This is a genomic window from Spiribacter salilacus, from assembly GCF_009649225.1.
Taxonomy (GTDB): domain Bacteria; phylum Pseudomonadota; class Gammaproteobacteria; order Nitrococcales; family Nitrococcaceae; genus Spiribacter; species Spiribacter salilacus.
This window is the reverse complement of the sequence record NZ_WJPP01000003.1, coordinates 361,514-385,240: the sequence shown is the minus strand read 5'-3', so window position 1 is coordinate 385,240 and position 23,727 is coordinate 361,514. Positions and strand designations below refer to the sequence as shown.

General features: G+C 54.7%; 25 protein-coding genes. 4 read left to right on the top strand and 21 right to left on the bottom strand.

The genetic code is table 11. From position 1 onward, the window contains the following. Positions 1-209: 209 nt before the first annotated feature. Complete coding sequence (locus tag GH984_RS07460) at positions 210-1,403, top strand: ATP-binding protein (protein ID WP_153719569.1); 1,194 nt, start codon at positions 210-212, stop codon at positions 1,401-1,403. Positions 1,404-1,560: 157 nt separating this feature from the next. Here GH984_RS07460 and GH984_RS07455 read toward each other — a convergent pair whose 3' ends face one another. Further along, complete coding sequence (locus tag GH984_RS07455; protein WP_153719568.1) at positions 1,561-2,001, bottom strand: DNA-binding protein; 441 nt, start codon at positions 1,999-2,001, stop codon at positions 1,561-1,563. Beyond that, positions 1,998-2,594, bottom strand: coding sequence for a nucleotidyltransferase domain-containing protein (locus GH984_RS07450; protein ID WP_153719567.1), 597 nt, complete (start codon positions 2,592-2,594; stop codon positions 1,998-2,000). The genes GH984_RS07455 and GH984_RS07450 overlap by 4 nt, the downstream gene beginning before the upstream one ends. A gap of 271 nt (positions 2,595-2,865) precedes the next feature. Between GH984_RS07450 and GH984_RS07445 the strand changes: the two genes are divergently transcribed. The 3 genes from GH984_RS07445 to GH984_RS07435 all read left to right on the top strand — a co-directional run bounded on the left by GH984_RS07445 (position 2,866) and on the right by GH984_RS07435 (position 4,257). Continuing rightward, positions 2,866-3,138, top strand: a complete 273-nt coding sequence (locus GH984_RS07445; RefSeq protein WP_153719604.1) for a type II toxin-antitoxin system Phd/YefM family antitoxin — start codon at positions 2,866-2,868, stop codon at positions 3,136-3,138. Then, the gene (locus GH984_RS07440) at positions 3,119-3,391 is read left to right on the top strand and encodes a Txe/YoeB family addiction module toxin (RefSeq protein ID WP_153719566.1); all 273 of its coding nucleotides are present in this window, start codon (positions 3,119-3,121) and stop codon (positions 3,389-3,391) included. Before GH984_RS07445 ends, GH984_RS07440 begins: the two co-directional genes overlap by 20 nt. Positions 3,392-4,020: 629 nt before the next feature. Then, positions 4,021-4,257: an addiction module protein gene (locus GH984_RS07435; RefSeq protein ID WP_153719565.1), complete on the top strand. Its 237-nt coding sequence runs from the start codon at positions 4,021-4,023 to the stop codon at positions 4,255-4,257. A gap of 133 nt (positions 4,258-4,390) precedes the next feature. On the opposite strand, the gene GH984_RS07430 is transcribed toward GH984_RS07435, so the two are convergent. The 19 genes from GH984_RS07430 to GH984_RS07335 form a co-directional block, all read right to left on the bottom strand. After that, entirely contained in the window at positions 4,391-4,708 is a 318-nt protein-coding gene (locus GH984_RS07430) for a helix-turn-helix domain-containing protein (protein WP_153719564.1), read from the bottom strand. Beyond that, positions 4,701-4,868, bottom strand: coding sequence for a type II toxin-antitoxin system RelE/ParE family toxin (locus GH984_RS07425; RefSeq protein WP_172973201.1), 168 nt, complete (start codon positions 4,866-4,868; stop codon positions 4,701-4,703). The genes GH984_RS07430 and GH984_RS07425 overlap by 8 nt, the downstream gene beginning before the upstream one ends. 594 nt (positions 4,869-5,462) lie before the next feature. Beyond that, positions 5,463-6,581, bottom strand: coding sequence for a helix-turn-helix domain-containing protein (locus GH984_RS07420; protein WP_153719562.1), 1,119 nt, complete (start codon positions 6,579-6,581; stop codon positions 5,463-5,465). A 492-nt stretch (positions 6,582-7,073) separates the two neighbouring features. Next, the gene (locus GH984_RS07410) at positions 7,074-8,375 is read right to left on the bottom strand and encodes an AlbA family DNA-binding domain-containing protein (RefSeq protein ID WP_369691990.1); all 1,302 of its coding nucleotides are present in this window, start codon (positions 8,373-8,375) and stop codon (positions 7,074-7,076) included. 45 nt (positions 8,376-8,420) lie between these two features. Beyond that, positions 8,421-8,951 (bottom strand): hypothetical protein, encoded by a 531-nt coding sequence (locus GH984_RS07405; RefSeq protein ID WP_153719560.1) that lies wholly within the window; start codon positions 8,949-8,951, stop codon positions 8,421-8,423. A gap of 86 nt (positions 8,952-9,037) precedes the next feature. Then, positions 9,038-10,930, bottom strand: a complete 1,893-nt coding sequence (gene asnB, locus GH984_RS07400) for an asparagine synthase (glutamine-hydrolyzing) (RefSeq protein ID WP_153719559.1) — start codon at positions 10,928-10,930, stop codon at positions 9,038-9,040. A 4-nt stretch (positions 10,931-10,934) separates the two neighbouring features. Beyond that, entirely contained in the window at positions 10,935-11,540 is a 606-nt protein-coding gene (locus GH984_RS07395; RefSeq protein ID WP_153719558.1) for a hypothetical protein, read from the bottom strand. A 166-nt stretch (positions 11,541-11,706) separates the two neighbouring features. Then, positions 11,707-11,859, bottom strand: coding sequence for a hypothetical protein (locus GH984_RS07390; RefSeq protein WP_153719557.1), 153 nt, complete (start codon positions 11,857-11,859; stop codon positions 11,707-11,709). 372 nt (positions 11,860-12,231) lie between these two features. Further along, on the bottom strand, positions 12,232-12,516 hold the full coding sequence (locus tag GH984_RS07385) for a GNAT family N-acetyltransferase (protein ID WP_253939160.1): 285 nt from the start codon (positions 12,514-12,516) through the stop codon (positions 12,232-12,234). A 9-nt stretch (positions 12,517-12,525) separates the two neighbouring features. Beyond that, positions 12,526-13,173 (bottom strand): HAD-IB family phosphatase, encoded by a 648-nt coding sequence (locus tag GH984_RS07380; protein ID WP_369691989.1) that lies wholly within the window; start codon positions 13,171-13,173, stop codon positions 12,526-12,528. Next, the gene (locus GH984_RS07375) at positions 13,173-14,261 is read right to left on the bottom strand and encodes a carboxylate--amine ligase (protein ID WP_172973200.1); all 1,089 of its coding nucleotides are present in this window, start codon (positions 14,259-14,261) and stop codon (positions 13,173-13,175) included. The genes GH984_RS07380 and GH984_RS07375 overlap by 1 nt, the downstream gene beginning before the upstream one ends. A gap of 132 nt (positions 14,262-14,393) precedes the next feature. Next, entirely contained in the window at positions 14,394-15,212 is an 819-nt protein-coding gene (locus GH984_RS07370) for an FkbM family methyltransferase (protein WP_153719555.1), read from the bottom strand. Between the two features lie 429 nt (positions 15,213-15,641). Beyond that, positions 15,642-15,983, bottom strand: coding sequence for a class I SAM-dependent methyltransferase (locus GH984_RS07365; protein ID WP_153719554.1), 342 nt, complete (start codon positions 15,981-15,983; stop codon positions 15,642-15,644). Positions 15,984-16,046: 63 nt separating this feature from the next. Beyond that, positions 16,047-16,364, bottom strand: a complete 318-nt coding sequence (locus GH984_RS07360; protein WP_153719553.1) for a hypothetical protein — start codon at positions 16,362-16,364, stop codon at positions 16,047-16,049. 246 nt (positions 16,365-16,610) lie between these two features. Next, complete coding sequence (locus GH984_RS10820; RefSeq protein ID WP_216643638.1) at positions 16,611-17,033, bottom strand: DUF4145 domain-containing protein; 423 nt, start codon at positions 17,031-17,033, stop codon at positions 16,611-16,613. Positions 17,034-17,378: 345 nt separating this feature from the next. Continuing rightward, positions 17,379-18,599, bottom strand: a complete 1,221-nt coding sequence (locus tag GH984_RS07350) for a glycosyltransferase family 4 protein (RefSeq protein WP_153719551.1) — start codon at positions 18,597-18,599, stop codon at positions 17,379-17,381. Position 18,600: 1 nt separating this feature from the next. Next, positions 18,601-20,454: a heparinase II/III family protein gene (locus GH984_RS07345; protein ID WP_153719550.1), complete on the bottom strand. Its 1,854-nt coding sequence runs from the start codon at positions 20,452-20,454 to the stop codon at positions 18,601-18,603. Between the two features lie 6 nt (positions 20,455-20,460). Beyond that, positions 20,461-21,555 carry a non-hydrolyzing UDP-N-acetylglucosamine 2-epimerase gene (wecB, locus tag GH984_RS07340; protein ID WP_153719549.1) on the bottom strand — a complete coding sequence of 365 codons (1,095 nt, stop codon included), beginning with the start codon at positions 21,553-21,555 and terminating at the stop codon, positions 20,461-20,463. Next, positions 21,552-23,690, bottom strand: coding sequence for a bi-domain-containing oxidoreductase (locus GH984_RS07335; RefSeq protein ID WP_153719548.1), 2,139 nt, complete (start codon positions 23,688-23,690; stop codon positions 21,552-21,554). Before GH984_RS07335 ends, wecB begins: the two co-directional genes overlap by 4 nt. Positions 23,691-23,727: the final 37 nt, after the last annotated feature.

Below are 23,727 nucleotides of genomic sequence, written 5' to 3'. Positions count from 1 at the left end.
GATTACCCCGTTATTCGGCGCCCTAGGTAAATCTATGCAAAACGAGAATTCCTCTGCCGATCGGCAGAAATTTACCTAGGGAGCCAACAACCACCGCCACTAAGTCGAGATCTGATGCCGCTCGAGCTCGCGCCAGCGAGAGGTTGATCTTGAGTTTACTAGATTAATCTAGTATTTTTACTAGACGCACCTAGCAAACTTGACCGCCCATGCCCATGCCCGTGCCAATGCCCATGCCAACCAACTACCAAAGATCCTTTGTTACTAACCTCTCGGGCCGTCTCAACGAGGCCGTACCGTTAATGCAGGTTGTGGTTGGCCCGCGGCAGGTGGGAAAAACGACGGGCATACAACAACTTATCGATCAGCAAACGACCCCAGCGCACTATGCAAGTGCCGATGATTTAATCGCAGGCGACGCCCAGTGGCTGCGCGAACAATGGCAGCACGCACGGCTCCTTGGCCCCAACGCGCTGCTCGCTATCGATGAGATCCAGAAAATCCCCAACTGGCCCGAGACCGTAAAAGCGCTCTGGGACGCCGAGGCCCGCCGTGCACCCGAGGAGCGCCTGCGGGTGGTCCTCCTTGGCTCAAGCGCAGTGCAGATTCAGGATGGCGTGACAGAAAGCCTTGCCGGGCGCTTTGAGTTAACGCGCCTCGGTCATTGGCGTTTTTGCGAGCTAAAGGCCGCCTTCGGCTATGACCTCGAGCGCTATCTTGCCTATGGGGGCTACCCGGGCGCCGTGGCCTTCGAGGGAAATCACGATCGCTGGTATGCGTATCTAAAAGACGCCATTGTAGAGACGGTGATTGGCAGGGATATTCTGCAGTTTCAGCGCGTCGGTAAGCCAGCGCTTTTTCGTCAGGCCTTTGAGATCCTCTGCCACTACCCCGCCCAAGAAATCAGCTACACCACGCTCCTTGGCCAGCTTCAGGACAGCGGCAATACCGACCTCATCAAACACTACATTTCCCTCTACGAGAGTGCGTTTATGTTTCATGCACTGGCCAAGTACTCAGCCAAGGCTTGGCGGAGCCGTAGTTCTAGTCCAAAAATGCTGCCCGCCTGCCCCGCGCTCTACACCATGCATCAAAGCCGCCAGATACTGGACGACCCCGAGCAGCGCGGCCGAGTCTTCGAGCTTGCCGTGGGCGCTGAGCTCGCTCAGCTGCCCGGCGCTCTTTACTATTGGCGCGAGGGCAAGGCCGAGGTGGATTTCGTCTATGCTCATCGCGACGCGCTTTACGCCATTGAGGTCAAATCTGGGCGGCGAAAATCCCGAAAGGGCCTCACCGCTTTTCTTGAACAAACCCCGAGCGCCATCCCCGTTATTCTCACCCCAGAGCATTTCAGCGTGTTCTCGGCTGACCCGGTGGCTTTTCTCGAGCGCATTGGTGGTTAGCAAGCGGGGGGGGGGGATTACCCCGTTATTCGGCGCCCTAGGTAAATCTATGCAAAACGAGAATTCCTCTGCCGATCGGCAGAAATTTACCTAGGGGGCCAAAAGTAATCCCGCCCCACCCTCGGGAACTTGGCAATGCACCAACATAAAGTTGAGTTTATCCCATCAATTCCGGCTTATTTGCCTTCAGCCAGTCAATAACTTTTTTTTGAAGGTAAGCGGCATGCTCGACCGCTTCAGCCGCAAGCTCATCTGTAACTGAGTCACCTGAGTAATCGATCAAGTTGCGCTGCTTGCGCAGGCTTTCAAAAAGAACCATCTTTTCGCTATCTAAGCCAATCGTCTGTGGCAATAACTGGATGAGCGTTCGGTGATGGCCCGACACACTAGTCAATGTCCGGTATCCATTGGCCTGCAATGCCGCATTGGCGAGCTGCATGGTCGCCTTATAAGCCATGTCAAAGCTGCCTTCGGATGTTATGCCACTGAGTCGCGCATTCGCCAAACTGCCATCGGCGGCAGAAAGTAAGCGAGTGGTTGTGTCTTTATCAGGGTCGATTCGATCCAGTGTGCGATTAACAAGGTTCTCTAATGTCATTGAGCCTCCTTGCCCAACTCGTCCAGTTTTGCGGCGCCGCCGAGGAGGAAAATTTTTGGACGTGACACGACATTCTCCAAAAATGCATCGCCTTTACCCAGCGAACCTCTCCAAGCGCTCGGCGTGTAGAGCTTTGGATTCACATCCCGGCCAAGCCCTTGCTCCAAGGGCGGCAACAACCGGGCGATGTCTTCAAACCGCAATGAGCCGATAATCATCAGGTCAACATCGCTGGCAACTGTTGCTCGATCCGAAGCCAGCGATCCAAAGATAAAGGCACACTGAATGCGGTCCTGTAGTGGCGCCAGCGCATGTCGCACAACATCGGCCAAGCCAAAGGTCTTGCGGGCGATGCTCGCGAGCTCCTCAAAAATCGGGCAAGTACGATTAGCTTGGAAGACCAACTGATTACCAACCTGCTCCCGGCTGAGAAAACCAAGGTCGGCCAAGGCATTCAACTCTTTTCCGACAGGCGGTGCCGAAAAGCCGGTCAAGCGGGCGACTTCTCTGACGTGATATCGCTGCTCTGGGTGTAGAAGCAGAAGTGCGAGGATTGCCTGTCGACAGCGCGGGAATAGTTGCATCTGGGTCATGGCCGCTTATCGTAACTGATTTTGTTACGATTGTAACAATATTTATTACGATTTAGCTAGGCGAGTGATGGGCCGATACAGTGACCAGCCGCCGCCCTTTAAAGGACGCATGCTCCCATTGAGTGTGCGATGAAGCAACGGACTTTCATAGGTTGACTGTGCATTTGGATTTTGTACGTCAATTGCCATGCGAATGGTTTTACTCAGAATTGATTTGTTATGGCTTTCCCGCGAAAATGTACGAAGTTTCCGTACGTTTGAGGTAAGCCATATGGACTCTGTTAGTGTAAACCGGTTCAGAGATAACCTAAAAGCCTTTGTAGAACAAGCAGTTAGCAATCATACCCCGCTGAAAGTAACTCGGCGCTCCGGCGAAGCGTTCGTGGTGATGAGCGCCGACGACTGGGAGCGGGAGCAAGAAACTCTGTATGTGCTTCAAAATAGCAGTCTGATGCGTCAATTGGCAGAGTCTGCCGCAACCCATACCCAGGGCGCCGGATATATCCCCAAGGAAGGGGAAATCAATGAGATCACTCGTCTTTGAAGGCAGCACTTGGGCGACTTTTGAGCAGCTTCGTGAAAAGGACAGGAAGCTGCATCAAGCTCTGTGCAGGCTGCTGAAAGAAATGCTCCGCGCCGACCCGGCAACAGGACTTGGGAAGCCCGAGCAACTAAAGCATAGCCTTTCAGGCTTTTGGTCCCGGCGAATATCCCAAAAAGACCGTGTGATTTATAAGTTTGACGATCACTATGTCTACATTTTTGCCATTGGGGGCCATTACGATCAAAGGCCATAACGTCCGCATACCTGCCAGCGAGGCCTGCCTGCTGCGCCTGAATCTATCCTCGCGTAAAAAGATGTTTAAAGATTCAACCACTGATCAGCTCTCTGAGTGATTCTGTTTCGGCGGTATCGATCATTTTTTTGGGTGGGGGGTTACCCCGTTATTCGGCGCCCTAGGTAAATCTATGCAAAACGAGAATTCCTCTGCCGATCGGCATAAATTTACCTAGGGCGCCAAAAGTAATACCACCCCACCCTCGGGAACGCGCCAGGGCTATGCAACGTGGTTGTCTTGCTTAGCGCTGTGCTTTAGCAAACTTTCTGCAGGAATTGAAAATGTCTCGTGCAGATCCTAGACGCTGAGCCCCTTCAGAGGAGTTAGTCTGGGCAGACATCAGGCCTTCAATCTCTTTTAAAAGTGATTCTGGCGCGCCCTTGAAACCACAAGGGGTTTTTTGTACGAAACCTGTGTTGCACGCTCTGCGATCTGCGTGATGCTGCCATCGACCACTTCACCACGCCGTACCTGCCTAATGAGCTCTACTTATCGCCTTGGTTATAAATGGGGGGATTACCATGCCACTTGTTATGGGGTGAAACATCCTGCATCCTTTACTTATATCTATCTCCGCGGGGTGTCAAATGACTGCGCTCGAACTCGAAACCCTCAGAAATGCCGCCATGACGCTCTCCGAAAAGGAGCGCGCCGCTTTAGCAAAAGATCTGGTGGCAAGCCTGGATGGCCCTGAAGATGAAGGTGTTGCAGAAGCGTGGGACCGTGAGATTCGCCGAAGAATCCAACAGATTGATTCAGGAGAAGTAGAGCTGCTCGACGCAAAGGAAGTTCTGTCCCGCGCCAGAGATCGAATTAGAGGCTGATAACTTTGATCGCGGATCATTAATCATGTCTAGTTATCCGCATAAAAAGCGGATTTTTCAACATGATTTTCTACACGCGTTTGCGGCGTGGGCAGAAAATAAATGCGTCCCCTTTTCAGCCGATCAAATCTAATCAAGAAATGGCTTCGAGCCCTTTTTTCTGAACCACGGTCAGTAGCCGAAGCGCAGGTCCACCCGGCTTTTTAACTCCACGCTCCCAGTCCGAAACAAGGTTTTTGGATACATTCAAATAGCGGGCAAATACCGGCTGCGAGATATGCTCGCGCACACGAATTGCCTTAATTTCATCCGGAGCAAAAACGTGCACGGGAGTCAGGCACGCATCGTCAAATTCACGCATCGTTTGCTTGTCGACCGCGCCGATGTCATGCAAGGCCTCCATCGTTTCGTGGATGGCGGCAAAGGCATCGCTGCGATATTTTTTAGCCATCTTTTTTCACCTCTTCAAATTGCCCGTTTTCAATCAACTGACGAATCTGGTCGTCTGATAATGCCAGTATCGCCTTGGCAGCCTTTTTGAACTGCTCTTGTTCATCCTCCCGGAGGTTGCCGAGATCACTCTTGGCCTTGCTCTCACCCGGGCGCGCCAATAGTGTTACCCAAGTGTTTTCATGGAAGAATACTGGGGGTACCAGTCTAGATCACTTGGTACTTAGTCGATGGCGCGACCACGCCAAAGATTCAACCGCTGGTCGGTTCTTAGAGTGAGTCTGCGTTGCCGGTATCGATCATTTTTTTGGGGGGGGGTTACCCCGTTATTCGGCGCCCTAGGTAAATCTATGCAAAACGAGAATTCCTCGGCCGATCGGCATAAATTTACCTAGGGGGCCAAAAGTAATACCACCCCACCCTCGGGAACTCGGCAATCACCGCAAAATCGGCAACCGCCTGGTGGGAGCGCAGCGAGGCGGCATTGTGGCGGCTGATGGTGGAGCGGGTTCGAAACCTAAATGACACGCTCAGCCGCAGACACACAATCAGCCTCGGCAAACCCTCACGCCTCTGGCGCCGGCTCCACCCCAACCTCCCGCTTCACCTTCGGCGCTGGGGGCACCCAGGCTTTGAGGTGCTGGCCGACCTGTTCGTAGAAGGTGGGGACGAGGGTCTCCAGTAGCTCAACGAATTTCTGTTTACCGACGAAGGCCCGGGGGTTGTCGTTGAGAGCAATGGGATCAGCCGAGCCGCTAAACCGCCTTGAATTCCAGCTTTTGCTTCAAGTCGTTGAATTGGGAAAACGGGATGATGCCTTCGTGCTGGAGGCGTCCCGCCACAATCCCCGAGTGCAATGACAGCTTCTCGGCGAAGGCAACGATCTCGCTGCGTGTTTTTAAGGCACTCAGCTCAGCGGCATGCTCTTGCGGAATCAAATAATCCGCGGCCCACTGGTTCGCCTCATGTTCCTCGTCACCCACTGATCGTCCGGAATTGGGGTCATCGAGATAGATCGATTCCTTTGCGCCGCGATCTTTTCCGTGTAACAGGATATGGGCGGCCTCATGAAAAAAAGTAAACCAGAATTTGTCGTTGGTTTTTCCACGCAGAGATAGCTGGATCAGGGGCTTGGTGGGGGCTAACCAACGCGCGACGCCGCTTACATGGCTACGCGGCACGGCTGGCACAAACACCAGATGCACACCTGCCTCCCCCAATAGCCGTCTCATCTCGCCGGAGAATTCATCGGGCGGCGAGCGAGTCAGCCCTCGCACCTCAGTTAGTGCCTTCTCGAACCGGCGGGCATTGTATTTGGGAAGATCCCCAAGCTTCTCGGCGTCATGCTCTCCCATGCGAAGCCAGGCAGAGACGGCTCCGATGGGGTATTCCACCCGCTGGCTTCTACGAAACGAGAGTTCCAGGTTCCCATACTGGCTACCCCATTCATCCGGCGTTGCCACTCGAAAAAACCGAAGCAGTTCATCAACAACCGCAGGCTTATTATTTTGTGTGAGCCGGCACTTTTTGAGTATGTCGTGATCCATCAGGAACTTCACAGGAAATTGGTCGAGCCAGCCCATCCATTCATTACAACGATTTTGCGCCTCGATACGGGCCTTGTGCTGCTGATAATTTGCTTCCAAATTTAGCCAGAACTCAACGCTACCACCCAACACGCGCTCAAGGCGTTGCGCTGCGTCGCGCGTAATCGTCGCATCGCCGTTAATGAGCAGGCTAAGGTGCTTTTCCGAGTAGCCAAGTCTTCCGGCCAGATCCCGCTGCTTCCAACCGGCCTCCTCCATAATCTCCGCAATGGTATCGCCCGGCAGAGCTACCCAATCTGGCTCAAGCGGTTTTGCCTCATTAATCATGGTAGTCACCTATCAATATGATCCTGATCTCTGTAACGCGAGCCCAATCAATCCCGCCATCCTCTTTGGTTGGGCAGATCTCGTGGGCAGGCTCGAACAAAGGCCGTCTGCCGCCGTCAAGGTCCACCGAATATTGGCCTGCGCGATCGCCTGTCAATGGATGTGGGTCGCCCGTAAGCAGATCGGTCACCGACACAGCGGCCTCAAGTTCACCTCGTCGGACTGCGAGCTTCTTCGTGCCCGCCTTCCCAAGATCTTTCATCGCTTGCGTCCTCTCTTCGAGAAGTTTGCGCAGCTTCCGGGTCTTGAAGTGAACCTTCACAAGAACAGAATTCTATAATTTTTAACCGAATAGGTAAAGTTTTTTATCGAAACAGCCTGCGCAGGCTGTTGCTTACTTAGTGACAGCTTCGTACTAGGCGGAATGGGCCATTGAAACCCTCGGTCAGCTCAAAGCTCGGGATTCCAAGAATCCCGTACCCGACTATCAGGTTACCGCTCAAGTCGCTCGACGCCGGTGATGGCGGGCATGTCCACAACCCCGGCAACGTCGCAAAGATCACGCCAGAACTCCTTCGCCACCCGGTTCAGGTCTTCCTGATCCACCAGCGTGTAGCGGGGGAAGCGCAGCGGAGTGCGCACTTTGCCTGGCGGGTTCGGCAAAGCACCGGGCATCTTGACGTCAAGGTGCAGATCAACCGCTGCCGGATTCACTTCCGACGTGCTGGAGCCGATGGTTGCAAATTCAACGTCAATCATCAGCTCTGCCCGCCCGGCACCCGCTGTTTCGCGAAGCATCGTCGCCAGCTCGACGGCGCCCAAGTAATCGCCAAGCAGGGGCCATGCGGAAACCACCGATTCGGAAGCTGCAGGAATTCTGACCACGTCAACGGTACCGCCCTCAAAGGTCGCGAACTGCGCCCGCCCAACGGTCGGGGACTCAACGGCCGCTATCATTCCCCGCAAACACGGCCGCCAGCCGCGAGATAGCGCTCGGTGGAATACTGTGTAAACTTCTGTCGGGGGAAGCGGCTCAGCGTGAATGCGCCAGCGTAGACCATTCGGGATCGGTTGCGCTGTCGAAACCGCTCTCAACTCTGGCACCCGATAAACAGCCCGGGCAGGCGTCACGGTGATGCGGTATCCCGCCGGCACCAGGCCATCATGCATGGGTAGCTCCCAGAACGCGGCACGACGCGCTTCAAGGCGCTGCTCGGCATCGTCCGCACGGCGGCGGGTTTCCAGCGTGTGTAGCTGGATATCACGCATATCCAAAGGCTTAGCTTCCTCGCCCCGCCGGACGGTCACGCGGAAACGCTGCTTGTCCTTCACGCCGTGGGGCGCTTCTGGGGAAGCAGGCACCCGAGCCACAATCACGCCGCCAATCTCATTATACGGCACCGCCGCTACTTCGAGCCCGACCGGGTAAGGGTCGATGATCGATGTGAAAGACCGGTGCAGGCTATTAGCCACTTTCTCCGCGTCCGGAATCGGCTCCACCCCAGTCGCTTGATTACCTTCTTCCTTAATGCCCAAGACCAGCACGCCACCATCCGCATTGGCGAATGCTACGACCTCGCTGGCCAAGTCCGAGGTCGCCTTTTGCCACGTATCGGCCTTCCCTGGTGGTTGCTCCTTGAACTCCGTGTATTGGTCTTCGGAGTCACCACGATGCACCAGCGCGTCGATGTCAGCCGGACCCAGCTCTGAAAGCGGCTTATTGAACAGCTCGTGCATGGTCAAATTTCCAGCTTGATACTGTAAGAGAAACGGCAAACGCAGCAGCTTGCCCACTCCCGATGTTTTTTCTTGCCGTTGAAAATTGATCCTTATGAGCCGTCATTTAGGCTGAAGTTTACGATTTATTTCTTCAATTATGCCGACTATTGTCTCGGGGTTATTTGGATATTTTTCGTCAAAAAAAGTAGGAACGATGTTTTTTAACAAGTCGTTTTTCCCAAAAATTTCCTCTATTAATCCCTTAAGAGATTCTACGTCGAGAGGTGCTTTTGTATCTTTATCTATAGCATGACCAGAGCACTTATTTCTAAACCTTAGCAAAGCTCTAACTCGATCGTTCGTAAAATATTTATTCAGACGCCCCCGCTCGGCTTCAGGAAGTATTCCTCCGTACCGGCATTTAACCTCATACAACTTGCAATGCGAAAGAATAACCTGCTCTATCAGGAGAGAAAATTGTATCCTCCAAAAGTCATGGCGTTGATCTACTGAGAGTGAGTGCAAAGGCTTTGTCTTTTTCAAATGAACCGCGATTGATATCAAGCTATGCAATGCCAAATAATTATCTTTCAGTCGACCCAAGCAAAGAAGAAGATCGCTTTTTTCCTCAATCTTTTTTTCCGATGACATATTACTATTTGACTCGAGCCATGAGCGCCCCCTTGAACCTTACATTACGCCTCGGCCAATTAGCGCGAGCAAAAAGCTTTCCATAACTACGCCTTCATCCACCTCTGATACCACATCTGAAACATCAGCAGTTTCCAGATCAACGGCGTGTAGTGGACGCGGTTCTGCCGAAAATCTTCAACGAGTTGAACAACAGCCCCGACGTTAAACAGGCCCGACTCGGCTAGGCACTCGGCGCTCAGGTGCTCATCAAGCAGATCGGAGAGATCCTCGCGCAGCCAGCGCAAAACGGGAATTGTAAAACCGCGTTTTGGACCCGCCATGATTTTTTCAGGCACGTACTGGTGCACATAATCCTTCAGGATCCGCTTCTGTCGACCACCATCGTATTTGTAGGAGATTGGCAGCCTTGCTGCGAATTCCGCGAGTCGATGATCAAGCAGCGGTTCACGCCCTTCGAGCGAGGCCGACATGGTCGCACGATCGACTTTTACCAAGATGTCATCGACTAGGTAGTTCGCATAATCCCAGGCGGCAGCCTCATCGAGCACATCGGTGCTGCGTGTCGTGCACAGACCATGCACCCGCTCGGCATCACAAAAGCCCATAAACAAGGCGCGGCGATAGTCCCTAGGGAGTTGGCGGGCAACCACATGAAGGCGCGCCGCCATCGTTCGATCATCCTCATGGAGCGCTGCCCCCAGCCCCTGCAACATCTGACGCTGCCGGATTTTGGTGGCCGGGAGAACACTAGCCGATGCCCTTAAAACGGCCGCGATAGGTCGCCGAGTTACAGATGGCAGTCTGCGCAGCTTCGCAATACGTCGACCCAGCTGCGCATAGCTCGTGTATCCATAAAATGTCTCGTCTCCGCCATCCGCAGACAGCGCAACCTTGACGTGCCCGGCCGCAAAGCGAGAAACGAGCGTAGTTGGTATCGCTGAGCTATCGGCAAAGGGCTCGTCATAGGTCTCCGGCAGATCAGGGATGATGGCTCGCGCATCGTGTTCGGTGCAGGTATACGCGTAATGCTCGGCGCCTAGATGCGCAGCAATCTGCTGGGCTTGCGGTAATTCGTTGTTGCCCGTCTCAAACCCAATTGTGAATGCCTTGATTGGGTGACTGGATGACTGCGCCAGACTTGCCAGCACGGCTGTGCTGTCATAGCCGCCACTGAGGAATAGGCCGACCGGCACATCAGCAACCATCCGATAACGACACGCTGAATCCAATAGTCCGCCGAGTTGCTCCAGCGCCCCTGGATAATCGATTGTTGACTGCTGCGCTTGATACTGAGCCTCAACCGACCAATAGCATTGTACTTCCCGAGACCCGGTCACGAGATCGATCGTCTCGTATGTGCCTGGCTGTAGCTTTTTGGCATCCCGGAAAATACATTGCCCCGAGGGGACATAGCCATAATCAAAGTAACGGGAGAAAGCGTCCTCGTCGATTTGCTTCTCAAAACCAGGATGAACATGGAGCGCTTTTAATTCCGATCCGAATATACAAAGGCCATTCTTTTGGTAGATGTAAATTGGTTTGACACCAGCGCGATCTCGGAAGAAGTGAATCTTTGCTGCATGCGTATCGACAACCACAAAAGCAAACATGCCGATCAGCCGCTTCACGCATGCTGGCCCCCACTGCGCAAAGGCGTGAAGCAGCACCTCAGTATCGGAATGCGTCTGAAACACATGGCCTAAAGCGGTGAGGGCGTCGCGTACCTCGGCATAATTATAAATCTCGCCGTTGTAAACGATCTGAAAACCGCCATAAGACATGGGCTGCGCTGATTCTGGGCGAATATCGATGATACTGAGGCGGCGGTGGCCCAACCCAATGCGGGCATTACCGACATCCCCCACCCAGACGCCTGAATCATCGGGGCCCCGATGCGTGAGCGTGTTGGCCATCACCGCGGCCAACGACTCATCACCGTGACCAGAAAAATCAATAAAACCTGCGAGTCCACACATCGCGTTAAGCGTCCATTATTTCGCCGAGCTCATCGGTGCTCATGAATTCCACCTGTGGCCAGCGCGTCTGCACCTCTTCAATAAAACGTGTCAGCACTAGCAGGCCCCGATCGCGGTTCTCGAAGTCAAGATTACCGATGTAATTCAGGCGATGACTGGAGACGATCGCTGGCGTGCGTGCCGCGAATGCGGCAGCCACCGCTTCGATCGCCTGAGTAAGGCAGGCAGATTCACTGCCTAGAGACAGGGATGGTTCCAAATCAACATTTCGCACGATGTAGCGCTGCCCATGAGCATTGCGCTCGCCCGTATAGTGGCGCCGGCGGAGGATGGGGAGTTGGGGATCATCATTAGGCACTCGTTGGACTCGGGTGCCTTGGAGGTAGTGAATGCCGGCTTTCGCCATCGCTGGCTCGAGTGCCGGGTGCCAGGTGTAGCAAGGCGCGATGAATGAGCGAGACGGCTTTCCCCAGAAGGCCTCGAACATGGCTTGAGCTTCATCGACACTACGGGCTAAGTCATGAAATGCCGGTTGCGGTGGCGCATAACCGAGTGCATCGAGGCAGTCTCGATGCCCACTGGTCTGGCCACCGGGGTGCACAGCGAACATGCGCTCCTCGAAGGCATCCTTAAATGAGGGAACATCGGCGCGCAGTGCCTCGAGCCACCGCGCCGCTCACCGTGGCTATCGGCAATGCAAGGGATCAGCCGAGCCGGCTCGCCCTTAAAACCATAAGGGGTTTTTTCAATGTGATTAGATACGCTCATGGGAACTCCTACTCCTTGGATGTCGTGTCCGAAACCTGTAGTGCACGCTCTGCAATCTGCGTGATGCTGCCATCGATCACTTCACCACGCCGTACCTGACCCACACGCTCGACTATTAGGGCCTTGATTTGGGCTAGTGCCTTACGCTGCTGCTTGGTCATGTCGATACCTGCCTAATGAGCTCTACTTATCGCCTTGGTTATAAATGGGGGGATACCCTCCTGTACTAATGGACTCGCTTCCAGTTTGAATAATCTGTCCCCCTGTAACCACAGCGGAGACATTCTGCGTAGCCGTAGATGTCAATCTCGGTTCCACCCTTGCTATTCGGCGTATCTGCTATTTTAGCAAGTCGCTCGCAATTGCAATTGCCACGGCACAGCATCTCCACGAGCCTATTCCTGGGAATACCTAAAGCGTACTTAGGAAGCTTTCTTCGTGACATGCGTAACAGCTCTTAATATGCTATTTAAACTATTAACCAAAACTGGACAGGAAACTTTAGTCAATTACGACGACGCCTGCCCGACCCCTCACAACCCCAACACCGGCCTCTCCCGCCCCACCCTCGGGAACTCGATCAGCAGGTAGTCATTCGGCAGCTCGGCAATCACCGTAAAGTCGGCGACCGCTTGGTGGGAGCGCAGCGAAGCGGCATTGTGGCGGCTGATGGTGGAGCGGGTGCGCAGGCCTGCCAGCGAGGCCTGCCAATAGAGGTACGCCACGATAAAGCGCCCAATCCCCTTGCCGGTATGCGCGGGCCCGACCAGCAAACCGATGAACGCGCTGCCCGTGGGCGCCAACTTCAGCAAAGGCATCGACTCCCCTCAAGATACCACCACAACCTTACCCTCAGGATCCTTCTCCCGCACACGCGCAACCAAAGACTCACGGCATATCCAAACGCGTTTTGCCGCCAGCTGCATCATCGGCCAATCGCTCAAAGAATCTGACCAAGCCTCGACATACTGGGCCGTAGCCCGTTGCTGATCAGCCCAGGCGTGAATAAACGGCACCTTGGCGGTGCCATAGCAGCCCTGCCCCTCAAGCTCTCCAGTGAACCGCCCCTGATGCGATCTGAAGCGAGTGCCAAGCACCTGCACGGGAAGATGGCTGATGGCATGCCGAACGGCGTCCTCCGCTGAGGCGGTTACCACCACGATAGTTTGCCCGGCAGCGTGTCGGTCCTTGACAAGCTCGAGCAACGTTTCCCGAATCAAAGGTGACACCACTGCCCTGTATCGCTGCAAAGCCGGCTCTGCCTGAGCATCGCTTAATCCGGCAAGCAGAAGCCCCACGCATCGATCTTTGGCCGTTTGCACCTGCTGCTCACGCCCACCCAAAGCCAACCTGATTAGCGGAGCCAAAACAAGAAATACCCGCCAAGGCCGTTGCCTGAGCAATGAAAAGACCAAAATCCGCGTGGTGTCGCGACGCGTCATGGTTCCATCAAAGTCGAGCAAAAGGACTTCCACTAGCCAATCATCCCTTTCTCAACAGGATTCAGACTGCGCCCCTTGACCACATTTTCGATGTAGACGCCGAGTTCGCCGAAAAACACCAAAGGATCATCCCAGAAGAAATCATCTAGGGCGTCGGCATTGGCCTGAAATAATGTGGTGTAGGCCGAACGGAGATCTCCAGAAACGAGCTGCCGAGCACCAACGGTCAAATCGCCCAAAAGCCAGCGACTTCGCCACGGGTGACGGACCACCGATTGCGCTTGATAGGCCCGTGCCGCCTCTTCACCCTCAGTCGCACAAAGCCAAGCCAAGTAGGGAAATTCAACCCCCGCACTGATGGGCAAAGCGATCGAGCCCCACATGCGCGGATTGACTTCAACAAACCAGAATCGTCCCGTGTCGGGGCAAACCTTCCACTCGCTCATGGCCAAGCCATGCCAGCCAATTTCATCGAAAATTCGTAAGGCTGCCGGCTCAATCATCGAGTTCATTACAGTCTCGCGAAGGGTGCTCGTACCGCCTGTCGCGATCTTCTCGCGCACTCTGCGATGGGTGAAAGAGGCCACTCGGCGTCCATGCCAGTAGAGCACCGAACACCCCCAGCCCTCTCCCGAAACATATTCCTCAACCTGCGGAAGACGATCCGGAGGCAAATCAAAATCTCGGATCAACTTGCGAACAGTATCCGCCGCCTCGATTGGCGACTGGGCATAAAAGACGCCCTTGGCACTGTTACCCGTACGCAGTTTGATCACGCAACGCTGCCAACCCAGCTCACTCAGCGTATCGGCTAATTCATTAACATCCGCATATTCAACACGAAGGGGCACAGGAACGCCGCAAGACTTTGCAAATTTATAGCTTCGAGCCTTGTCATTGAACAGGGCGCAATGCGCCGCATCTGGCAGCAGCGCATCTTGCCCCGGCGCTAACTGATCGCGATGCCGAGACAAAATCTCGGTTTCATTGTGAGAGGGCAGCACCAATCCAATGGATTGCGCACGACAGATAGAAGCCACATCCTCAACAAAACCCGCTTCATCTGTGTAGTGGGATCTATATCTTGAAAATCGCGATTTCCGCCGTGATGCTTGACACATACCCAAGCCACGAGAATCCGCAACATTCACTGGGATGCCATGGTTGGTGAGATTACCCAGGGCTGCGTAGGACGAACGGACCCAGGCATCAGTAATTAGTGTCGTGGTTAGCATCTGGATTATTGAGTGGCCTTACACCGAAACGCCATTTTTCCTGTTGTTCATAACCAAATTATTTATCAATCCATCATGCTTGGCCGCATGCAGACAAAACACATTCATCCTAAGCTGGGATGCACATTTCAACTCACGCATATGATCGTCAAACATCCGGTAATTCTGATTGACCAGGAAATCAAAACTCTCTTCCCTATTTGCCTGAACTTCAACCATCATCGCTGGTGAATATCTTTGAATCGTTTTCGCCGCTCCTTGCAGCACACCCCATTCATATCCTTCGACATCGACTTTTATAAAAGCAGGCCGACTCGTAAAATCAATTGAATCAACCGACTTAACCTGAACTTTGCGTTCCTTAACATCAACCTCTATATGAGCTTTGCTCTTGTTAGCCTTTAAACCCGAAAAATCTTTCACAAGACTATTATTCTGACCGGTCAGATTCTCTTCACAGAATGCCGCCTCACCATCACGCTCACCAACCGCTGCCTCAATCAATTCAACGGATGACAACATTCCTACTCCGCATTGAGAAATATTCTTCTTTATATATTTTAGGTTATTAGCACCAGGCTCAAAAACGATTACCCCCCCCCGAGGGCCTACGATATACGAATAAAAAATAGAGAAATACCCAATATGACCACCCACCTCAACTACTAAATCACCAGGCTTTATGATTTCCTTCATTAAGCATAGAGTCGATTTTTCTCTACTTTTCCCGTGGTACCAATACCCCTTATGCCGATAAGAAGTGAGAAAAACAGGGGCACCGGGGACCCAGTGGTGCATGATTGCAATATCCCTTGAAAATGCTTTTAAAAGCGGCATGACCAAACGACGAAGCCAATCTCAACGATGTAATTTCCCTAGCATTATTGATGCATCCAATACATAGTAATTCTCTTCTGTTTTTTACTACCGATTACTCTTTTCTGGCTACTGCGAAATAACCACCAGGAATTCGATCTTTTTGGCTCGAGAAATTAAACCAAAAATCGAGCCATTTGATCGGGTACAGTATCAGCGAGAAAAACGCTTTAGCCGGGATATAGAGGAAATCTATCGGACCAGAAATCAATATCGCAAAAAACTCCACGCTTATTCTGTAGTAACCGGTAGCGCTACCCACAGTTATATCCATTTGCTTTATCGAGAATCCAGCTCTTGTGAGAAATTCCTCAACACCTTCTTTTGTGAAGCGAATAAAGTCAGTAGGGCCTGGGTGATAACCAATTATGAATGGAACCTGAAAGTATATTACCCCCCCCTCCGTAGAACTCTAAAACATTCGTTAATGGCTTTATCAGGGTTCTGAATATGCTCGAAAGCTTCTTGGGTGATGATAAGATCTGCAGTTTCATCATCTAAGGGAATATTTTCCGCAGAGCCAACATAATCAACTGAAGGCCCCGCAACAATATCTAGATTCTTTACATTAGCGGCGATTCGGCCTTGACCTGACCCGATATTTAGAATGAATGAATCTTCTTTTTGGCTCTGCAAGGCATTATGCAGTGCTCTACGAACACTTGCTGATCGATTGTGGTCCGCATAGACCAGAGACACATAGAGACGTCTTAACTTAGAAATCATCATCATTTTCCTTCAATGTCGGGTATGTGCTGTTTTAATCGTCAGCAGGCCTGAGCTGAAATTGATCGATCACCTTTGAGGCATGAAGCTGCGCGAGCGCAGCACGGCCGTGAGATCGGCTCGGCCATACCCATGGGGATGAAAGTACGCCAAGTGTGACTCGGGCATGGCCTCGATAAACCTCTGCAGCGCGTCGAGGTCGTCAAGACCCAATGACCGCATGACTGCGCGCTGGCCTGCCGCTTCGCCCTGAATGGACGCTTCCGCCAAGGCCTCCGCACGCCGACGCGAGAACCGTAATACGGTCACCACTCGCCCGGCATAGGCAATCACAGGGAATATGCCGGGCAGGTGGGTTTTTATGAGATAGGCGAGGCGTTCGATCATGGGACTAATGCGTATGCTTGCGGCCGTTGTTGAGGTTTAGCGCGGCTGGCGGTGACTTCGAATGCGAGGCAACGGCGGTTTCACCCTCGCAAGCAAGTCAACGACCACTGTGGCGACGTCCTAGGGAGCCACCGCCGGCCCAACGGCCTGTGCTATCAACCGATAACGAGTGTCGTCTAGCATGGTTTCGCCCCTTACCGTTGCCCCAAGGTAGAGAATAGGACTAGGCTAAGCGAGGCGAAAGCACTAATCCGCAGAGTCGCCGCTAGCCACGTCCGGTTCTAGTCTGCCTGCACGCTCTAGAATGGCTAGCACCGATGCTCTATCGTCGTATAGATCTTCGAGGATACGCTGCGCGTAATGGTGAGCTGACTTAACATCGGGCTCCGGTATCTCACGCCATTCATCGTGAAGAACATCGTTTCCAAGCACCCGTATTTTTTCATGCGCAGCTTTCTGCCTTGAGGCTGTAATGATCCCATCACCTGCAGCGGCATCAATCTTGTCCGGCAGGTTTTTAAATCCTTTACCGTCGTAGCCATTGATCCTCATGGTTTTCTCCAGCACGGAGCGGAATAGACCCGCGGCGGCGCGATAACAGCCGTACCCTAAACAGGATTCGGCTTCCCGAAACTCCTTCAACAAAGCCTCGGGAAAAGATGCTGGCAAAGGTAGTTTTTCCCCAGACTCCGGCGTGAATGCCAGTAGCGAAGGGTGAGGGCCTGGATAGATTCCCCGAGGTCCAACATCAATAACACCAAGCGCACCGCTCCCACATCCCGCGCAGCGAAATAATCGATGGGAGATGACCGAAAGCTCGCCCCTCGGGCTCTGGACATGTCTAGCAACTGCACCGTACTCGACCCCTTCCCTGTTAGTCCATTCGAAGGACGACACAGCACCTTGGCACATTGGACATTTGGCGGTGACTGTTCCTTGTTCAGGGTTAAGTTGAGCCATCAGATTTCCCCCAAATTAAGCGCAGATCTTATCTTCAGACTGGTGTCGCAAGCATTAACCAACAGCTGTCTCCAACCACTCCACAAACCGCTCCCCCAATAAATCCCGATCAAACTCCCGCTTGGCGAGGGCCGAGGCATTCACGCCCATCTCCTGTAGGCGCCCGCGATTATCAGCCGCCGCTTCCAGAGCATCAGCAAACGCCGCAGGGTCATCCGGGGGCATGGCAAAACCACAGTCGTTGTCTTGGATTAGGCCGGCCAGCCAGCCGGGGTAGTTGTTGAGTACGGGTAGGCCGGTGGCGATGTAGTCGAAGAATTTGTTGGGCGAGGTGCCATAGTAGAAGGCGGGCACGTTGGCGAGGATTTGCATGCCGATATCCGCGGAGGCCAGCAAGCCTTTGAGGTGTTGTTTCGGGACGGGGTCGTGGAAGATGACTTTATCGAGGCCCTCTTGCGCGGCGCGCTGCTGCAGGTCTGGCTTTTTCATGCCATCACCGATAAGCAGGAGTTTAATGTCGGTGCGATTGCGGCGCTTGAGTTCTGCCGCGGCGTCCAGCACCGCATCCAGCCCGTTGGCCAGTCCATGCGCGCCGGTGAATACGGCGAGCAGGTCATCTGGGGCCACTTCATCAGGGCTCCAAGGGTCAACGTTATTCTGTAAAAATTCGATGTCACACCCGTTTGGGATTAACGTAATGCGATAGTGCGGAATACCGCGCGCAGCGATGCCGTCAACGATGCCTGGGGATAGGCCAATCAGACGGTCTGCCGAGCGGTAGCTGATCCACTCCAACAGGCCCATAGCCCAAAGTACTAACGGGTTAGTAATCACGCCCATGGCTTTAGGGAGCTCGGGCCAGAGGTCGCGCACTTCAAAAACAAAAGGCTTTCGACGCAGCCATTTGGCGAATATGCCGGGAATGCCGGCGGTTAACGGGGTTGTTGTGGCAAACACCACATCATAATCCCGGCGCAGCGCGATCCAGACGGATTTCAGGGCAAAGCGCAGGAAAGTTGCCGTTCGCCGCAAGAAGGAATGACGGTTCGAGTACGGCAGCTCCAGCTCGATAACGTAGATGCCGTCAACCACGCCCTCGCGGCGGCCGTGAATAAAATCACCCGTAACACCGGTATCGGCAGAGTGACTGCCTGAACCACATACCATCGTGACCTCATGCCCAGCTAAAATCAGCCGCTGCGCCATTTCATAAGAGCGAGTGCCGCCTGCGCCGCGCGGGGTTTTGAAGTATTGGTGGAAATACAGAACTTTCATATCACTGAAGGGCTGAAGCTGCGGCCAACAGGGTTTTAATGGTCCCCGGACCAGTCACTTCAACCTCGAGCACCGGGATGGGATTTTTATGGAGGTAATAACGCGATTCCCAGCCTTCTAACAACGCCATTCGCTCGATGGGCATGTCCGCGGTGATCCGTAAAAGGTATTCACTAGACTGCACTCCGTCTGTCATCAGCACCCAGTCGCCAGGAATCAAACGCCAGCGCAGCACGGCCTTTTCTCCAAACCCCGAGACTGCATCCCGAACGATTAAGCCCTCTTCGCCCAGCGAGACTTGCCGAAAATGCCTGGCGCTCTGCCAGTCGGTATAGGCCGCTTGGGCTGTCTGCGCCTCAGCGCCATCTAGGGCGCAATTCACTGCATCTGCCTTTAACCAGGCCCCGCGCAGAAATCGGCCGAGCACTGGCATTGGATCACGTCCGTCAAACTCAACCGTGTTGTGTGCTGCGGAGCCGGCAAAGTAGCGCCGCCAATGGTCTTCGGCGTTGTAGCTGTAGGAGCCACCATCGCGCAGCACGTTTCTCCCGTCATGCCAAAGGTCGACATGCAAGGCATCACAGTGACTGGGCCGAAATCGGTAGCGCGGATAGCGAAAGACTGCTCGCCATGGGCCGCTGCGCAACACCGCGTATCCACCGTCATCCAGTTGCACCGGGCCTGCGGGCGGAGACGGCTGCTCGCGCTCGGCCACGCCCAGCCACGCTAAGTGGTTCTGGTGCAATCCGGCCACTTCATAACCCCGCTCGTTGGCAAACAAGGCCAACGCAATTTGCACCGAGGGCCGATAGTCCCGGTAATCTGCATCGGTCAGCGGTAGTAGATTGGCGCCATCATTAGCGCCTAAGTTGGGGGCGTCGCCAGTATCTGGGTTGACCATGGCGTACAACCACCGCGCAGCCTTTACCGCACGCGCACGGTAGTCACTAGAAAATACCGGCAAGTCCAGCCACCGGCGCCAGCATTCCACTAGGCTCAAGGTATCGAGCATGAGCCGGTGATAATTGACTGAGTACTGGCTGAATGTACCGTCCTTGCCAACCAAGCGCTGAACGCGTTCCTCCAGATACCGACGCCCGACCGCCGCATGGCCGGCACCATCAGGCAGCCCATGCTGCGCCAGCCAATGCCCGCCGATATACAGCGCGGCTGCCTCGGAAGTGCCATGATTGTTGTCTTGCGCGCGAGCGTAGGCGAGGGTTGGGCGAATGCGCGCGAGGTGCGCTTCAACCAGCGCCAGCAGTGATGACAAGGACGACCGCTCCTGCCCGAGCAGCCGCGCTGCCACCGCCAGATGCATCACACGAATCGAGGCCTCTTGCGCGCATTTCCAGTTTGGGCCCTGATAGCAGGGGTTTTGCCCACACCAATCGGTTATCCACTGGTTGAGTCGATCCAGCGCACCGGCCTCGCCCGCAGCCGCCTGCTGGGCAAAGGCCAATACCCAATCAAACCGTGAGGCCTCCCAAACGGTCTTAATATCGCCAATGCCCGTATCAAAATCAGATAGCTGCCACCATGGGACATCCACGTTAGCCATACGCGCATCATTAAACGGATTGCGATGCCAGTCTGGCGCGGCGCCTGTTGCCTCTAAACTCGGCTCATACCAGCCGAAATACCGTGCATTTTCACGCCAATGAGCAGGCGGTGACAGCGCAGAAACCGCTGCTTTTGGTGGTGTAAAAAAAGGCCCCGGCTTGAGTACACGCCGCACCCGCTGCACAGGATGCACGCCAAGACGCAACCGCAATCGGTACCAGGCCACATCCCATACGTTGCGTAAGCCTAGGCGCCACAAGGTTTGCAAATAAAGTACTTTGCGGGGGCGCAAGTTCTTTTAGCCTAGCAACGTTTCCAAATGCCGCACGATCCGCTCGGCCGCCTTGCCATCCCAAAGTGGCGGCACGCTGCCGGTGTGCCACTTGCCGGCAAACAAACGATCTAGTGCTGGCGCAATGGCGGCGGGGTCGATGCCCAACAAGGCATTGGTGCCCTGCTCCACGGTCTCCGGGCGCTCGGTGGTGTCGCGCAGAGTCATGCAGGGGACGCCAAGAACGGTGGCTTCTTCGGTGATGCCGCCTGAGTCGGTAATCACCGCCTTGGCATGGCGGATCAGGTGAATGAACTCGAGATAGGGTTGTGGGTCTACGCGGTGCAGGTTAGCCGGTAGGTTACCAATGGCGTCAAGGTTGTGGGCGGTGCGCGGATGGACGGGAAAGATCACCGGCACCCCGTAGGCGTTGTCGCAGATGGCATGTACCAGCTCACCTAGACGCGCCGGGTCATCGACATTCGTCGGGCGATGCAGGGTCACTGCTAAGTATTCGCCATCCGCCAGGCCCAACTCAGTGTAAAACGACGCGAGGCGAAGCCGATCCAGGTTCGCAAGCAGGGTGTCGATCATGGTGTTGCCCACAAAAAAGATACGCTCATCGCCCACGCCCGCGGCGCGCAGGTGGGCATTGGCATGCTCGCTGGTAGTGAAGAAGTAATTGGTGATGGCGTCTGTCACCAGCCGATTGATCTCTTCGGGCATGGTCCAATCGCCTGAGCGGATCCCGCCCTCAACATGGGCCACCGGCACGCCGAGCTTTTGGGCGGCGATGGCACAGGCCATGGTGGAGGTCACATCACCGACCACCAGACACAGATCTGAGCGCTGCTCCAGCAGCAGTGCCTCGTAGCGCGTTATAATCGATGCGGTCTGCTCAGCCTGGGTACCGGAGCCGACCTCCAAATTCACATCCGGCTCAGGAATGCCAAGCTGCTCGAAAAAGGCGCCTGATAGCCGAGGATCATAATGCTGGCCGGTGTGGATTAGGCGGTAGTCCAGCGCGCTACCGGACTTTTGGCGTGCCTCAATCGCCCGAATGATCGGCGCGACCTTCATGAAGTTCGGACGCGCGCCGGCGATGATGTCGATGGTTTTCATTGGGCCAACTCGATGCTGACGCGGCTGACTTCAAAAATCTCCTCAACAGGAATGGGAGCGAGCCCACCAGACCGAACAGCCTCTAAAAAAGCCGCCGCACAGGCTTTCTGGCCCTTATCCTGCCGCCACAGGTTCATTTTCTTGAAGCCAGGCCAGCCAAAGCCGGTGAGCCTGCGGTAGTTATCCAACTGCAGCACGCGGCCTTGAGCAAACACCTCCAACCGTTCCTTGGGAAAGGCCTTGGCACCGTTGGCAAAGTAGTGAATGGTGCCGATAGAGCCATCGGCGAATTCTAAGTTGATCGTGACCGTATCCTGGGTTGCAGCATTCATTGCTGCGCGCCCCCACGCCACGATGGGGCTTGCCGCCAAAAAGCGCAGCAAGTCGATGAAATGACAACCCTCACCCACAATTCGGCCGCCACCCACCTCAAGATCCTGCGTCCAGTGATCAGCAGGGATAGCCCCCGCATTCACGGTCATAACGAAGGACTTGGGCCCGGTCACGCCGCCCAGCAAGCTTTTGATCTTAACCACCTGCGACGCAAAGCGGCGGTTAAACCCAACCATCAGCACATGCCGGCCATCTGTCTCCTGCTCAGCCCAAGCGGCCTCAATCTCCGCCAGTTCATCCAGCGTCAAACACAGCGGCTTTTCGCAGAACACATGCTTGCCCGCCGTCAGCGCCTGCATCACAAACCGGGCGTGGCTGTTGTGGCGCGTAGTAATGACCACGGCATCTGTGGTCTTGTCAGTAAACAACTGGTCGCTATCCGTGGTGGTCTCGGCGAAGCCATACTTGCGCCCCGCATGCACGCCACTGACCCCGCCGCTAGAGGCTACGCTATGTAAGCGCGCCCCCGCCGCCTTAAATGCAGGAATCAGCACCGCGGTTGCATAGTTACCCGCACCAATGAAACTCACCCGCGGCACAGGCCCCGACGCACTTTGGGAGTTGCTGATCGAAGCTTCCTCACCCGCAGACGTGTGATGCAAAGAAACCGTGCGATCGGTTGCCGTTAGTTCGACACCGGGATAACGCAATAAAATGCCTAACGAGGGTTCTGACCCCGCCACCACCTCATAGGCCTTCGGCGCGTCATCGATGTCAAAGCGATGGGAGATCAGCGGCGCCACATCCAGCCGCCCATCGGCCATCATGTCTAACACGGCTTCAAAGTTGCGCTGCTCGGTCCAGCGCACAAACCCCACCGGGTAATCAAAGCCTTTTTCTTCGTAGGCCGGGTCATAGCGCCCCGGGCCATAGGAACACGACACCTGAAAGCTCAGTTCCTTTTCATAGAAATCAGCCCGGGATAGTTCCAAGCCGGTCACCCCTACCAGCACAATGCGGCCCCGCTTACGACACATCTGCGCGGCTTGGTGCACGGGTTCGTTGCTCTTGGTGGCAGCGGTAATCAATACGGCATCCACACCCCGCCCGCGCGAGAACGCCATGGCAGCGGCCACCGGATCCTGCCCAGCCGATAGATCCACCACCCCCGCACCAAACTGCCGCGCCAAGGCAAGTTTCTCGACATCAAAATCCACACCGAGCACCCTGCAGCCTTGCGCACGGAGCAGTTGCACGGTCATCAAGCCAATCAAGCCCAGACCGGTGACGACTACCGTCTCACCCAGCGTGGGCTGCGCGAGACGGATGCCTTGCAGGCCGATGGCACCTAATACCGTGAAAGCGGCGGCTTCATCCGACACATCATCCGGAACCGACGCACATAGGTTCACCGGCACACTGACCACTTCAGCATGTCTGCCGTTACTGATCACCCGCTGGCCCAATTTATAGCCGGTCACACCCGCACCCACCGCTACCACGCGCCCGACATTGCAGTAACCCAAGGGCAGTGGCTGATCGAGCTTGTTGAACACGGCCTCGAGCGTCGGCTGCAGCCCATCGGTACGGATCTTGTCCAGCACCATCTTGACCTTATCCGGCTGCTGACGGGCTTTCTCCAACCACCCCGCTTTGCCAAACTCAACGAGCATGCGCTCAGTGCCGGTAGAGACCAGGGTTTGGGAGGTTTGGATCAACAAGGATCCACTCGAGACGCGAGGGACGGGGACCTCGGCGACTTCAGTGGCGCCGGTTTTAAGGGATTGGAGGATTTGTTTCAAAAAAAGACTCTCTTTGACTAATTGCCCTAGAAAGGCG